The sequence below is a fragment of the Veillonella parvula genome, from assembly GCF_032472435.1.
Taxonomy (GTDB): domain Bacteria; phylum Bacillota; class Negativicutes; order Veillonellales; family Veillonellaceae; genus Veillonella; species Veillonella parvula_N.
In genome coordinates, this window is the sequence record NZ_JAWEGM010000003.1 from 192,751 (window position 1) to 209,323 (window position 16,573).

The window sequence follows — 16,573 nt, forward strand, 5'->3', positions numbered from 1 at the left end:
ACATCATAAATATTTATAGTATTCAGATTGTAATTTAGAATACTATTATTCTGTGCAAGAAGTGTAGATGATAATTAATCTTTATACTTCTTCTTTTTATTATCTTTGCAATGTTATGCAACACAAGTGGTGTGTTTTACTGAGTTTTCGGTAAGAAAGGATAATCATGAATCGAATTTATAATGTCATTTGGAGTAAGACAAAAAAATGCTATGTAGTAGTATCTGAAATCGTAAAAACAGGTGGTGGTAAGGCGAAATCCGTACAAAACGGTACAACCTGGGCTCGTATGAGTGCAGTTATGGCGGTAGCTGCATTATTGATGGGTGGTAATATTACTGCGGTTCATGCGGCTGGCGATCATACTGCTATGATTATTGATGGTGTAAATGGTGCTGGGTATGTTACTGGCAAACCACAGTCTAGTGATGGTAGTTATTTATACAACTATCAAAATCCAGGGAATTTAAAACCATTTGATAATAGTAATGATAGCAGCAATTATACAACAAATATGTTCTCCGGTATTTCTATCGGTAGTAATACAAATATACGAGAAGGTACTACAAACTATTATTCCGGTTTAGCTATTGGTAACTATGCTCAAGCTACAGGTGGTATTTCCTTTGCTTTAGGTCATTATGCTCAGGCTTTATCACCATCTGCTATGGCTCTTGGTACAGCTACAAAGGCGAGCGGATTTAACTCCTTGGCTATGATGCGTCAATCCGCTGCAGAAGGTGAGTTCTCTGCAGCATTAGGTACTGCATCTTGGGCAAAGGGTAATGGTAGTTTCGCCATGGGTTACTCCGCTACAGCAAAAGCGGATCAATCTATTGCAATCGGTGCAGCAGAAACTATAAAATTACCTGGTCAACAACATGGTACTCCTAGTGCACAATATAATGCCAATGGTAATACCGTAACAGAAGGTGTTCGTTCTCTTGCATTCGGTACAAAGGCGAGAACATCTACTGCTGCATCTGACTCCATGGCATTCGGTTCTTCATCCAGCACTGGTGGCGCCAATGCGGTAGCTATGGGTTATAGTGCTAATGCTAGTGCAGAGAATGCGTTTGCTATCGGTAATACAGCGCAATCATCCGCACAAAATGCGGTAGCGATGGGTAAAAGTGCAAATGCAAGTGGTGTAAGTAGTTTTGCTATGGGTAGTAGTTCTAATGCTGCTGGTGCTGATGCTATCGCTATGGGTAGTTCTTCCCAAGCAAAATTATCCAACTCCATCGCATTAGGTGGTAATGCTAAATCCTTGGGTGCTGATGCGCTTGCACTTGGTGGTGCGGCGAATGCCTCTAAAGATGGTGCCATTGCAATCGGTAAAGAAGCAAAAGCAAACAATACTAATACGACAGCTATCGGTCTTGGTGCAACTGTTACAGGTACTAACTCCATGGCTATTGGTACAAATGCCGTTGCAGAATCCAATAACTCCTTGGCATTGGGTACTGGTACGGAAGTAAGAGGTGCCTTGGTTAATGGTTTCTCTGCTTTCACTAACCAACAAAATAACAATGTTGCAAACGGTGTAGTTGCGGTAGGTAACGTAGGTTCTGAACGCCGTATCATCAATGTAGCAGGCGGTGAAAACGATACTGACGCAACAAATGTAAAACAATTAAAATTTGTAAACAGTAACTTGGCAAAATCCATCGCTGGTCCTACCTATACGGGCTATGAAGCGAATGGTTCTACATATAAAGCGCCTGATTTCAATATCAAGAATAGCACATACCATACGGTAAAAGAGGCTGTTGAAGAGGCGCAAACGAATTTCTTTAGTGCTAAAGGCACATCTGCCGATGCGAACTACGATAACACAGGTGCTACAGGCAATAACGCGACAGCAGCCGGTGTACGTACTTCTGCAGCAGGTAACTTCGCTACAGCTGTCGGTGCTGATGCGACTGCAGCGAATGCGAACAGCACTGCTATCGGTTATAAAGCTAAATCCAGCGTAGATGACGGCGTTGCATTGGGTGCGAATTCCGTTGCTTCCGTTGTGGCCGGTAAATCAGGTTATAATGTTAAAACTGCAGACAGCCGTACAAACGGATATAGCGGATTGACAGGTGCTGCGTTGACATCCACTATGGGTGCAGTGTCCGTAGGTGACGGCGGTACAAAAACTCGTCAGATCACAAACGTGGCTGCAGGTACAGCTGATACTGATGCTGTTAACGTGGCACAATTGCGCAATGTTAATTTGAAAGTAGCCGGCAATACCGGTAAAAACGACGTTTTATTGGACAACCAGACATTGACAGTAAAAGGCGACGGTTCTTATGTTACGACATCTGTTAACAATCAGACAATCGATGTGACGTTGACTGATGCCACTAAGAACAAGATTGACAATGCGGCAAATAAAGACTTGTCCAACATTACGGACGGCGGTAAATCCGTTATCCGTGATGAAGCTCAAAAAGCAGTTAAAGTTGTTGCTGGTAAAAACACAACGATTACAGAAGGTACTGACGGTACATATAAAACATATAAAGTTGACGTAGATGCTCCTGACTATCAATTAGTTGAAAACAGTAGTGCTGCTGATAAGGCTTACACTGTATCTGGCAATAAAGTTGACTTGACTGTACAAGATGCTAAAAATCCTGCGAATAAGAAAACTGTAACTATCAAGGATATTGCATCTAAAACAGAACTTGATGATACAAAAACAGAGCTTATCAATAAAGGTCTTAAATTCGACGCTAATACAGGCGGCGAAAAAACAAATAAATTAGGCTCCAAGGTAACAGTAGCTGGTGATGGTACTAATATCAGCACTACGATTACACAGACCGGTGACGATACAACAATTAAGGTTGCATTGGGTCAAGACATCAATGTTAATACGGTAACTGCTACAAAAACTGTAAAAGCTGGTACTGCTACTATGGGTAACCAATCTGTAACAGACAACAAGAGTGCTGCTCAGAACGGTAATTTTGTATCCGGTTTGGACAATAAAAATTGGACATTAACAGATCCTGCCTTTGTATCTGGTCGTGCGGCAACAGAAGATCAACTTAAAATTGTTAGTGATGCTGTGAAAGCGGCTAACTCAAGTGCTACGGACTACCGTTTAATCGCTAATCCGAATAACGCGGCAGATGGTTCTTATAAAGTTGATAACAATAAAGTTGATCTACAAGTGAAGGACGATAAATCCGGTACAGTTAATACTGTGACAATTAAGGATATTGCATCCAAAACTGAGCTTGATAAAGTAAAAGATCGTTCCGTAAAATATGACGGTAATACAGGCCATGACACAGTAACATTAGAAGGTGCTAATGGTACAAAGATTACCAACTTGAAAGATGGTAACGTAGCGGCTGGCTCTAAAGACGCTGTAAACGGTGGTCAATTACATCAAGTTAAGCAGGATCTTGGTGACCAAATCACAAATACTAAAAATGATTTAAACAATAAGATTGATACAACTAAACAAGATCTTATTGATAAGGGTCTTAAATTCGACGCTAATAACGGCGGTGAAAAAACAAATAAATTGGGCTCCAAAGTAACTGTTAAAGGTGATAATTCCAACATCATTACGGAAATCTCTCAAGACGGTAACGGCGATAGCACAATTGATGTAAAACTTGGTAAAAACCTTAATGTAGAAACAATTACTGCTACTGGTGCAAACGGCAAAGAAGGTAAAATCGGCATCAACGGTAAAGATGGTGTAACAACTAACATTTCCGTTACTCGTGACGGTCAATCCGGTGTAGATGGTGCTCCTGGCGGGACTACAACTCGTATTACGTACCAAAAACCTGATGGCTCTAACGAAGAAGTGGCAACTTTGAACGACGGCCTTAAATTCAAAGGCGACATGGGTGCTACATCTAATGTTAAACTTAACAAACAAGTGGACATCACAGGTGGTGTAACAAGTGCTTCTGATCTTGCTACAGGTAATAATATCGGTGTTACTTCTGCGTCTGTCGGCGCTGATGGCAATGCAAAATTACAATTGCAATTGGCGAAAAACTTGACTGGTTTGCAATCTGTAACGGCATCCGACACTGTGAAAGCAGGCACTGCCACTGTAGGTAATCATACGGTAGCGGATAAAAAAGGTGGCAACCAAACTGGTAACTTTGTAACAGGTTTAGATAATAGAACTTGGGACATTTCAGATCCTACGTATGTAGAGGGACGCGCAGCGACAGAAGACCAACTTAAGAAGGTTAGCGATGCTTTGAAAGCATCTAATGCAAGTGCTACAGATTACCGCTTAATTGCTAATCCGAACAACGCCGTAGACGGCTCTTATAAAGTTGAAAACAATCAAGTTGACTTGAAGGTAAAAGACGAAAAATCCAGTGATGTTAAAACTGTAACGATTAAGGATATTGCGTCCAAAACTGAACTTGATAAGGTAAAAGACCGTTCCGTAAAATATGACGGTGATACTGATAAAGATACAGTAACTTTGGAAGGTCCTAACGGCACAAAAATTACTAACTTGAAAGATGGTAACGTAGCGGCTGGTTCTAAAGATGCTGTAAACGGCGGTCAATTACACGATGCTAAAAACGAATTAAATAATAATATCAATAATACGAAAACAGATCTTATCAATACAGGTCTTAAATTTGATGCTAATGTAGGCGGTGTACAAACTAACAAATTAGGCTCCACTGTTACAATTCAAGGTGAAGGCACTGCAGCTGACGCTGATTACAGTGGTGAAAACCTTAAAACTTTTATCAAACAAGATGCGGCGACAGGCAATACGACTATCGACGTGAAGATGAATAAAAACCTTAAAGCTGAATCTGTGAAGGTTGGCAAAAATGGTAAGGATGGCGTATCTATTACAGGTCCTGACACAGCGAACGGTACAGATGGCAAGGTAGCTGTTACTGACAAAAATGGTAAAGAAGCAGTTTCTATTTCCGGTAAGGATGGCGTAGGCCACATCGGCTTGACAGGCCCTGCCGGAACAAACGGCGTGAACGGTACTAATGGTATCGACTTGTCCGTAAAACCTGGTTACGATGATCCTGCTACTGGCGTTAAAGGCGAAAAAGGTGTAGACGGTACAAACGGTCTTACACGTATCGTTTACAAAGACGGCAACGGCGAACACCAAGTTGCGACTATGGAGGACGGTTTACAATTCACTGGTAACAATTCTGGTACTGTGAATAAACAAAAATTGAATTCCTTGGTGAAAGTACAAGGTGAAGGCGTAACTGAAGCTGAATCTGCAGCGTTCAAGAGCGCAGCCGGCAATATCAACGTAAAAGCTGATGGCACTAACAAATTGGAACTTCAATTGGCGAAAGACCTTAAAAATCTTGATTCCGTAACGGCTGCTAAGACTGTGAAAGCAGGCGGTGCTACTATGGGTAGTCAAACTGTTAACAACGCGGCCGGCGACAGCGAAACAGGCAACTATGTAACAGGTCTTGATAATAAAGATTGGGATGCAGATAAGATTGTATCCGGTCGTGCGGCAACAGAAGATCAGTTGAAAAAAGCGTTGGATGCTCAAAGTGCTAACTCCACTGATTATCGTTTGATCAGAAATCAAGCAGCAGGCTCCAATGGAGACTACACTGTGGATGCGAACGGCGATGTAGCGTTGACTGTACAAGATAAGAATCATCCAGATAAAACAGAAACCGTTACCATCAAAGACGTTGCTTCTAAATCCAAACTTGATAAATTGAATGACCGCGCTGTTAAGTATGATTTGGATCCTACTGGTAATCCTGATAAATCCAAGGTAACTTACGAAGGTCCTGCATATAACAATAAGCAAGGCGGTACTCACGTAACGAATGTGGCATATGCTACAGGCAACGATGGTAGCGAAGCGGTTAATGTAGACTACTTAAATGACAAAATCAAAGATAGTGCAGACGCATTGACTAATAAAGGTTTGAAATTTGATGCTAATCAAGGCGGAGAAAAAACTAATAAGCTTGGCTCTAAAGTGACTATTAAAGGTGAAGGCACGGCAGCTGACGAAGATTACAGCGGCGAAAACCTTAAAACTTTCATCACACAAGACCAAACATCTGGTGATACAACTATCAACGTAAAGATGAATAAAAACCTTAAAGCTGAATCCGTGAAAGTTGGCAAAGACGGTAAGAACGGCGTGTCCATTACAGGTCCTGATAACGGTACAGACGGCAAGGTAGCTGTGACTGGTAAGGACGGTAAAGAAGCTGTATCTATTTCTGGTAAAGACGGCGTAGGTCACATCGGTCTTAACGGTAAAGACGGCCATAGCGCTGACATTTCTGTTGAAAAAGGTGATCCAGACCTCAACGGTAACGAAATCACTCGTATCAAATACACTGATGAAAAGGGTAAGACACATCAAGTGGCAACCAAAGATGACGGTATGGCATATGGTGGTGACAACGGCGACGTTATCAAGAAAAAACTTAATGAACAATTGGACATTAAGGGCGGCGTAACAAACGAAGCTGATTTGACTGAAAACAATATTGGCGTTATCAGCAAAAATAATATTCTCAATGTTCGTTTGGCAAAAGACCTTAAAGACTTGAACTCCATTACTTTCAACAACGGAGCTAATGGTGCAAATGGTAAAACCGTTGTAAACGGCGAAGGCATGACTATTAATGATGCAGCAGGTAATCCATTGACAGCTGTTACAAAAGACGGCGTGAAGATTACTGATGGTCCATCCATGACGAAAGATGGCATCGATGCAGCTGGTAATAAAATTACAAACGTTCAAGACGGTAATGTTGCAAAAGATAGCAAAGACGCTGTAAACGGTGGCCAATTGCATGATGCTGTTGAAAGCCTTAAATCCAAAGGCTTCGGTCTAGAAGCAGAAGACGGCCAATCTGTGAAAAAAGCTCTTGGTGAAACTGTTAAAGTTAAAGGTGATGACACGAATATCAAAACATCCGTAGACGACGGCGCTGTTAAGGTAGAATTGAAAAAAGACATCACTGTAGACACTGTAACAGCTACCACTGTAACAACAGGCGACACTAAGATGGATACAAACGGCGTTACTATCAAGGACGGCGCTAATGAAGCAACTAAGTTGACTAAAGACGGCTTGCAAATCAATGATGGTGGTAATAAAGCTGTTACTATCAACAAAGATGGCTTAACAATCGAAAACGGTCCTAAGGTAACAAAAGAGGGTATCGATGCGGCTGATAAGAAGATCACTAATGTAGCTGATGGTACTATTGGCGCTGGTAGCAAGGACGCTGTAAACGGCGGTCAATTGCATACAGCTATCGAAGACATCAAATCCACAGGCTTTGGCCTTAAAGCGGAAGACGGTCAATCCGTGAAGAAACCTCTGGGCGAAACAATCGACTTGAAAGGTGACGGCAACATTAAGACTTCCGTAGACAACGGCGCTATCAAGATGGCATTAAATGATAAGATCACTCTTGGTCAAGATCCAGCAAAACAAGTTAATATCGACGGTTCTGCAGGTACAATTACAGCTGGCAACGGCGGTAATCAAGTTAAGATTGACGGCAATGACGGTTCCGTAACGGCAAATACTGTGAAAGCTGGCGATGTAGTTGTAGGCAAGCAAACTTCTGACGGTAAAGAAGGCAACTTCGTAACAGGCTTGGATAACAAAACTTGGGATCCTGAAAACCCAGTAGCAGTTCCTGGTCGTGCCGCAACAGAAGACCAATTGAAAGCTGTTAATGATGACTTCAATAACAAAGCAAGAACAGGCCGTGTATTCCAAGGTGATCAACCTGGCGATAGCGGTAAAGTGGTTCGTGGATTGGGAGATACTATGAACCTTACTGGTGGTGCTGATGTGAACCGTTTGGCAGACAACAATATTGGTGTTGTGAAAAATGCTGCTGGTGATGGCTATAACATCAAGTTGGCTAAAGACTTGAAAGGTCTTGAGTCCGTAACTACTACAGATGCTGCTGGTAATACGACTGTTATGAACGGTGGCGGTGTGACAATTACACCTGCTCAAGGTAATGCAGTAAGCCTTACTAAAGACGGCCTTAACAACGGCGGTAATAGAATTACTAATGTAGGCCCTGGCGTAGATGGTACTGATGCGGTTAACGTAAATCAATTGAGCAGTGCTATGCGTAGCGTAGATGGTAAGATCGCTGATGTAGGTGCTACTAGTGCAGCTATTTCCGGCCTTAAACCATTACAATATGATCCATTGGAACCAACTCAAGTATTGGCTGCTGTAGGTCACTACAAAGGCAGCACAGCTGCTGCTGTGGGCGTAGCGCACTATACTAATGAATCTACAATGTTCCATATGGGCGTATCTCTCGGCGGTCATGACAACATGATTAATGCGGGCGTATCCTACAAATTTGGTACATCCGATGCTAAGAAAGCAGTTCCAGCTCGTTATAAAGCAGGCCCTATCAGCTCTGCATATGTATTGCAAGATGAAGTAACTGCGTTGAAAGCTGAAAATGAACGCATGAAACAACATGACTTAGAGTTAACTGCTAAATACGATCAAGTACAACGCGATAATGAAGAAATGAAAGCTCAAATCGCATTGTTGATGCAACAAGTAGGACTTTCTAAATAGAAAGAATTCTTAGTCTTGTTATGTAAGGAATATGAAAGCCGCCCTTTTTGGGGCGGCTCATCATAAGGAGGAAGTATGAAATTCAAAACATTTATGCCTGTATTGGCACTTGCTTGTGTATGCGCGGTAGGTCAAGCGGATGCGGCTCAAGATCGATTGATGATGCCGGAACAACCGACTGAACCATTGAATGTGCTTGAAACAGAAGTGGCCCTTTCCGTACCTAGCGAAGAAGTTCGCGACGTAGTGAATGCTTTCACACAATTCCAATTGGACCAAAAGGGCAAACGTATCATGGACGATTCCCGCGTTATGACCGGTCAAGAGCGTTACCGTAACAATGTGTTGTACTACATGAACGTTCGTCGCAGCTGGTACATCGTGAGCCATCGTTATAAAAACGACAGTTATGCGCGCTTGGCTTTAGACCGCTTGTACAACGATTACAAGCAGTTCTTTACGGACCATGCGACGGTGTCTGAAGACGCTAAATTGGACTATGCGCAACAAATCATCGATATCTTGGATCGTAATACGGCTAATGTACATGATGATGAATTGCGTTTCTACATGAACGAAATGGTGATCTTCAGCTTGAACGAAGCTATGAAAGACGGTAATAATCGCGTGAAACCTGTGGATGAAAAAATGGGTCCTACGGTGGATGAACTTCCTACAGTAGACCTTCGCAAAGCGATTAATGCACCTACAATTCAATAAAATTTAGACTATATCATATGATGAAAGCCGAGGCACAAATTGCCTCGGCTTTTGTCATACATAGAGTAAATCTTTTATATATAAATATGTAAATTTAATTCCATAAATATATAGAAAAGATGAAGAATTTTTATCTTATTTTTTAAATCTATTAAATAAACTATAAAAATGAATGAAACATGAAAAAGTTGTTTACAATATTGAATATTTTTGATATAGTAGTCGCTAGAGTGAGTATCTTATAGGAAAAGATATACGTAATAGTACTTAAACTATAGTATTGAGTACTATTGTTTTATGTTAGAAGTGTAGATGATTTTTTATATCTATTACTTCTTCTTTTATTTTACTTTTTTATATGAGGCTATAAACATAATGCGTAACCGGCAAGTCCGGTAATTCGGTGAGAAAGGAATAACATGAATCGAATTTATAATGTAATTTGGAGTAAAGCTAAAAATTGCTACGTTGTAGTATCTGAGTTAGTTAAGAGCGGTGGCGGTAAAGCTAGTGTGAATTCTGCAAGAACGAGCATTACTTTTCGTGCGGCTTTATGCGCGTTTGCTATTACGGGTTGTTTAGTATCGGGAATTGCAGAAGCAAATGTAATACAAGGCCCTGGCGCTGCTGCTACTGGTAGCAATAGCGTGGCAGTCGGCGATAATGCAAAATCCGCAGGTGCTAAGTCTGTGGCGATAGGTAATGACGCGGCTACATTAGCAACAAGTGAAAATGGTATTGCCATCGGTAATGGTGCGAAGGCTGAAGGTCAACAACGAGTGAAGGTTCCATATCCTGCGGGTACTATTGCTATCGGTCAAGGATCAGTGGCAAAGGAAAATGGCGATATTGTAATAGGTCGTCAAGCAAAGAGCACGATTTCCATGTATCATCAACAACCTGGCTCCGGCGCAGTTGTAATGGGTGCAGAAGCTGCTTCTTACGGTTCTCGTGGTGACGTAGTCATCGGTGCTGCAGCGGAAGCTAATATAATTAGAAAGAATGCTACTGTTGATGGTGACGGACAGCTGTTTTCACAATCTGTAGCTATCGGTAGTGTAGCGAAGGTATATGGCACACAATCTGTCGCTATCGGTGGTGATGTAAGATCTATTGGACACTCTTCTATCGCTATCGGCGGTGATGATATCGATAAAGCAAAACCTGATTTATATAAGGCTATTCCTGATTTAGCGGTGCCAGGTACGCAGAAAAACTTTAACCGTGAAGTGGCTGCGTTGCATCCAGGTGGATTGGGTACAGCAGCTCTTAATGATAGTAAGAACTATGTAAATACTGCATCTATCGGAAATGCAAGCCTTGCTATTGGTATGATGACGCAGTCTTTAGGCACGGGTTCTAATGCTATCGGTGCTAACTCCTTGTCAAAAGGTGTGGCTAGCTCCGCTATCGGTGCTATGGCTCGTAGCTGGGGAAATAACTCTCTTGCTATCGGTAGCCAAGCAGGAGCTTATGGTGAAAAATCTACATCCCTCGGTGATGCGAATACAGTGGGTTTTGATATGACGAATGCCACTCTATCTGGTTCAGCTGCAGGTGCTCTAGGTAGAGGCAATAAGGTGTATGGTAATAATGCATACGCTATCGGTAGTGAAAATACAGTAGGGACGGCTACTGTTACAGAAACTACAGAGTCTAATGGCGATAAAATTAAAAAGGTTACTGCTGGTACAGTTAAAGGTAATAAAGCTGGTGCGTTCGGTTACAAGAACACCATTACAACGGATAACTCTTACGTGGTAGGTAGTAACTCCACTATTACCGCAGATAACGGCATGGTTTTAGGTAATAGTGCTACTGTAACAGGGGCTAACGGTTTAGCTCTTGGCAATAATACAAAAGTAGCCAATGACAATGCCGTAGCCATCGGTAATGGCTCTGAAACAGCAGCGGCTGTGGCGACTCCTTCTGCTACAATCAATGGGGTAACTCATAACTTTGCAGGCACAAACCCTGCTTCCACAGTAAGTGTAGGTAAGGCAGGTATGGAACGGACTGTTACTAATGTAGCGGCTGGTCGTATTTCTGCTACATCCACTGATGCTATCAATGGCAGCCAATTGTTTGCAGTTAAAACGGAAGTAGAAAAAGGCGTATCCTATGCAGGCGATGTAAAAGCTGCAGCAGCTGCAGATAATAAATTCACGCGTAAATTAGGCGAACAAACTAATGTTGTAGGCGGCGTGACTGATGTAACTAAATTGACAGATAACAATATCGGTGTCGTTTCCAATGGCACTGATACATTAAATATTAAATTGGCTAAAACATTGACCGGTTTGGACAGCGTTACAGCTGGCGGTACTACTATCAATAACGGCGGTTTGACCGTAGATGGTAAAAACTATGTATCTCCAAACGGTATCAATGCGAACAACCAAAAGATTACCAATGTAGCTGATGGCACTAACTCTAATGATGCGGTTAACTATGGTCAATTACAAAATGTGATTAACTCTATCGATAAAGCGCCTACTGTGAAAGCAAAAGATGCAAATGTAACTGTAACAGAAGGTACAAATGCAGCAGGTGGTAAGGAATATATTGTTGGATTAGGTAATACAATCAATGTTGGTACTGCACATCCTGTAACTGTAGATGGTAATGCAGGCCATGTTACAGGCCTTCAAAATACAGATTGGAATGTAGATAATCCTGTAGCTGTTCCTGGTCGCGCGGCTACAGAAGATCAGTTGAAAAAGGTTAACGATACAGTTAATACCAATAAGGATCAAATCGATAAAAATAAACAAGCTATCGCAGATAACAAACAAAATATCACAACAAATGCCGGTAATATTGCTAATAATACGCAAAATATCGCAAAGAACGCTGGCGATATCGTTACCATCAATAAAACTATTGAAAAAGGTTTGAATTTTGATGGTGACTCCGGTGCAACAATCAATAAGAAATTGGGTGATACTGTTGCTGTTAAAGGCGGTGCTACAGGCACATTGTCTGACAACAATATCGGTGTTGTATCCGATGGTACGGGCACATTGAATGTGAAATTGGCTAAAACATTGACAGGTTTGGATAGCGTCACAGCTGGTGATACTACTATCAATAACGGCGGTTTGACCGTAGGTGGTAAGAATTATGTATCTCCAAATGGTATCAATGCAAACGACCAAAAGGTAACAAATGTTGCTAACGGCGACGTGGCTCCAAACTCCAAAGATGCAGTTAACGGTGGTCAATTACATCAAGTTAAGCAAGATCTTGGTGACCAAATTACGAATACCAAGAATGATTTAAATAATAAAATTGATAATACTAAAACTGACCTTATCAATAAAGGCCTTCGTTTTAACGCGGATAATGACGATGAAAAAACGAATAAATTAGGCTCTAAAGTAACTGTAAACGGCGATGATAACATCACTACAGAAATTACTCAAACTGGTGATGATACTAAGATTGCTCTTAAATTAAAGAAAGACCTTAATGTTAGATCTGTTACGGCTACGGACACTGTGAAAGCAGGGGACGTAACAATGGGTAAACAAGCTGATGGTGCGAACCCTGGTAATACAGGCAACTATATTACTGGTCTTGATAATAAGACTTGGGATCCAGGTAATGTTGTATCTGGTCGTGCCGCAACAGAGGACCAATTGAAACAAGCTTTGGCAAATCAAACGGCAACAGGTCTTAAATTTGATGCCAATGTAGGCGGTGTACAAACTAGTAAATTAGGTTCTACCGTAATCGTACAAGGCGAAGGTAAAGCTGCTGATAGCGATTATAGCGGTGAAAATATTAAGACTTTCATCAAACAAGATGCAGCAACAGGCAACACGACCATTGACGTGAAGATGAGCAAAAATCTTAAAGCTGAATCTGTAAAAGTTGGCAAAGGTGATAATAAGGATGGTGTATCTATCACAGGTCCAGATGGTGCGAACGGTACAGATGGCAAGGTAGGCATTACTGGTAAAGACGGTAAAGAAGCTGTATCTATGTCCGGCAAAGACGGTGTAGGTTACATCGGTCTTAATGGTAAGGACGGCCGTAGTGCGGATATCTCTGCTGAAAAAGGCGACCCTGATATCGAAGGCAACGAAATCACGCGTATTAAATACCAAGACGAAAATGGTAAAACACACCAAGTGGCAACTAAAGACGATGGTATGAAATACGGTGGTGATAGCGGTGCCGTGATCAACAAAAAGCTTAATGAGCAAGTAAACGTAATCGGTGGCATTACTGATGCTAGCAAGTTGACTACTGAAGATAATTTAGGTGTCGTATCCGATGGTAGCAATAACCTCAAGGTTCGTATGGCAAAAGACTTAAAAGGTCTTGAAACAGTAACAACTAAAGATGCTGCAGGCAACACTACAGTTGTAAATGGCGGCGGCATGAAAATTACACCTGCTAGCGGTAACCCTGTGAGTCTAACTAAAGATGGTTTGGATAATGGTGGTAACAAGATTACGAATGTAGCTGCTGGTACAGCTCCAACTGATGCAGTCAATAAATCTCAATTGGATCAAGCTGCAGCTGCTGCGACTACAACGGTAACAGCGGGCGATAATATTAAGGTTACGCCAAGCGACAATCCGAATGGTTCCAAAAACTATGAAGTAAGTCTTAAAGACCAAGTAACATTGGGCTCCGATCCGAAGAAACAAATCGCTATCGATGGCAATGCAGGCACAATCAAAGCTGGCGACAAGGTTGAAATCGACGGCGATAAAGGGACTATTAAAGTTGGTAAAGATGGTCAAGATGGCGTATCCATCACAGGCCCAGATACGGCGAACGGCATAGACGGCAAGGTAGGTATCGCTGGTAAAGACGGTAAAGATGCTGTATCCATGTCCGGTAAAGACGGTGTAGGTCACATCGGTCTTAATGGTAAGGACGGTCGCAGTGCTGATATCTCTGTTGAAAAAGGTGACCCTGATATCGAAGGCAACGAAATCACGCGTATTAAATACCAAGACGAAAATGGTAAAATCCACCAAGTGGCAACTAAAGACGATGGTATGAAATACGGTGGCGATAGCGGTGCGGTGATTAACAAAAAGCTTAATGAACAAGTAAACGTTATCGGCGGTATTACTGATGCTAGCAAGTTGACTACAGAAGATAATTTAGGTGTCGTATCCGACGGTACTGGTAATCTCAAGGTTCGTATGGCTAAAGACTTGAAAGGTCTTGAAACAGTAACCACTAAGGACGCTGCGGGCAACACCACAGTTGTGAACGGTGGCGGTGTAACAATTACACCTGCTAGCGGTAATGCAGTAAGCCTTACTAAAGATGGCCTTAACAACGGTGGTAATACAATTACCAATGTTGCGGCTGGTGTAAACGGCACTGATGCGGTTAACGTAAATCAATTAAAAGGTGCAACAGATAAGATGGCGAATGCAATTAATGCTGTAGCGGGCGAAACACAACGTGTAGGCGCACATGCAGCGGCTATGGCTGCGTTGAAACCAATTCAATACGATCCATTGGAGCCAACTCAAGTAATGGCTGGTGTTGGTAATTACCGAGGTGAAACTGCGGCGGCGTTAGGTGTTGCACATTACTCTGCAGAAGATACTATGTTCCATTTGGGCGTATCTGTTGGTGGTCATCATAATATGGTGAATGCTGGTGTAACTCACAAATTCGGTAACTCCGATGCGAAGAAAGCGATTCCAGAACGTTATAAAGGTGGCCCTATCAGCTCTGTTTATGTGTTGCAAGATGAAGTAACAGCATTGAAAGCTGAAAATGCACGCATGCAAGAAAGCCTTAACGAATTGTCTTCAGTGAAGGCTGATAATGCACGCATGCAACAACGTATTGATGAATTATCCTCTGTGAAGGAAGATAATGAACAAATGAAGGCTCAAATTGCATTGTTGATGCAACAAGCAGGGCTTACAAAGTAAATTTGACTTGATTAAATGGGTTATTTAGTATACTCTAGTCATGTAAGAATCATGTAAGGAATATGAAAGCCGCCCTTCGGGGGGCGGCTCGTCATTAGGAGGATTTATGAAATTCAAAACATTTATGCCTGTATTGGCACTTGCTTGTGTATGCGCGGTAGGTCAAGCGGATGCGGCTCAAGATCGATTGATGATGCCAGAACAACCGGCTGAACCATTAAACGTAATTGAAGCGGAAGTAGCTGTTCCTGTACCTAGCGAAGAAGTTCGCGACGTTGTTAATGCTTTCACACAATTCCAATTGGACCAAAAGGGCAAACGTATCATGGATGATTCCCGCGTTATGACTGGTCAAGAGCGTTACCGTAACAATGTGTTGTACTACATGAACGTTCGCCGCAGCTGGTACATCGTGAGCCATCGTTATAAAAATGATAGCTATGGTCGTTTGGCGTTAGATCGTTTGTATAATGATTACAAACAGTTCTTTACAGAACATGCGACTGTATCTGAAGACGCTAAATTAGACTATGCGCAACAAATCATCGATATCTTGGATCGCAATACAGCCAATGTACATGATGATGAATTGCGTTTCTACATGAACGAAATGGTGATCTTCAGCTTGAATGAAGCTATGAAAGACGGCAATAATCGCGTGAAACCTGTGGATGAAAAAGCAGCTCCTGCGATGGACGAACTTCACACAGTGGATCTTCGTAAAGCGATTAATGCACCAACAATTCAATAATTTTAGATTATCCAATTATAAGAATTAAGTGTTGTTGTGTTGTATTGTATTTCTTATAATTGTATGACCGATAAAAAATATCGGGGTGTTGTTTGTATTAACAATACCCCGATATTTTTATGCATATAATTTTGCAATCAATGTGATTCGCTGACCTTGAATCACCTTATATGTAATTTTTTTTACGATGGCCGTAAAGTTGTGATGCAGAAATTGTAACTGATCGTTAGGTTGAACGTCCGCATCATATGTGAATACGCCTTCTTCCCCATTAAAGCGACCTTTGATTGTGAAAGTTTGATTATCTCGTGTAACTACGATATCTTCTTCGGTAACCGTATTTGGTTTATCTATATTTTGTTGTAAGATATTGAGTTCTGACATAGATTTCTTCCTCCTTTCTGCTTTCAGTATAACAATAAAAATTAAAAAACACATGGAGTAATCGTATAAATTGTTTTTATACACATATGCTCTATTTCTATAAAGCCTATAAAGCCCGCCGATACGCCTTTAGAGGGACTTGGAATAAAAAAAGGAATGAAGGCGATTTGAATTTCACCTGTCATTCCTTTTACTATATAATAAAATGCTACCTTT

At 41.6% G+C, this 16,573-nt stretch carries 5 protein-coding genes; 4 read left to right on the plus strand and 1 reads right to left on the minus strand.

Translation table 11 applies throughout. From position 1 onward, the window contains the following. The first annotated feature begins 166 nt into the window (after positions 1–166). The 4 genes from E7A03_RS06185 (at position 167) to E7A03_RS06200 (ending at position 15,973) form a co-directional block, all read left to right on the plus strand. Positions 167–8,584, plus strand: a complete 8,418-nt coding sequence (locus E7A03_RS06185; RefSeq protein WP_316073860.1) for a YadA-like family protein — start codon at positions 167–169, stop codon at positions 8,582–8,584. Between the two features lie 75 nt (positions 8,585–8,659). Beyond that, the gene (locus tag E7A03_RS06190; protein WP_004692905.1) at positions 8,660–9,304 is read left to right on the plus strand and encodes a hypothetical protein; all 645 of its coding nucleotides are present in this window, start codon (positions 8,660–8,662) and stop codon (positions 9,302–9,304) included. 419 nt (positions 9,305–9,723) lie between these two features. Beyond that, the gene (locus tag E7A03_RS06195) at positions 9,724–15,222 is read left to right on the plus strand and encodes an ESPR-type extended signal peptide-containing protein (RefSeq protein ID WP_316073862.1); all 5,499 of its coding nucleotides are present in this window, start codon (positions 9,724–9,726) and stop codon (positions 15,220–15,222) included. Between the two features lie 106 nt (positions 15,223–15,328). Then, positions 15,329–15,973: a hypothetical protein gene (locus E7A03_RS06200; protein WP_004692902.1), complete on the plus strand. Its 645-nt coding sequence runs from the start codon at positions 15,329–15,331 to the stop codon at positions 15,971–15,973. Between the two features lie 117 nt (positions 15,974–16,090). Here the strand turns inward: E7A03_RS06200 and E7A03_RS09965 are convergent, their stop codons facing one another. Next, positions 16,091–16,357 (minus strand): hypothetical protein, encoded by a 267-nt coding sequence (locus tag E7A03_RS09965; RefSeq protein WP_004692901.1) that lies wholly within the window; start codon positions 16,355–16,357, stop codon positions 16,091–16,093. Positions 16,358–16,573: the final 216 nt, after the last annotated feature.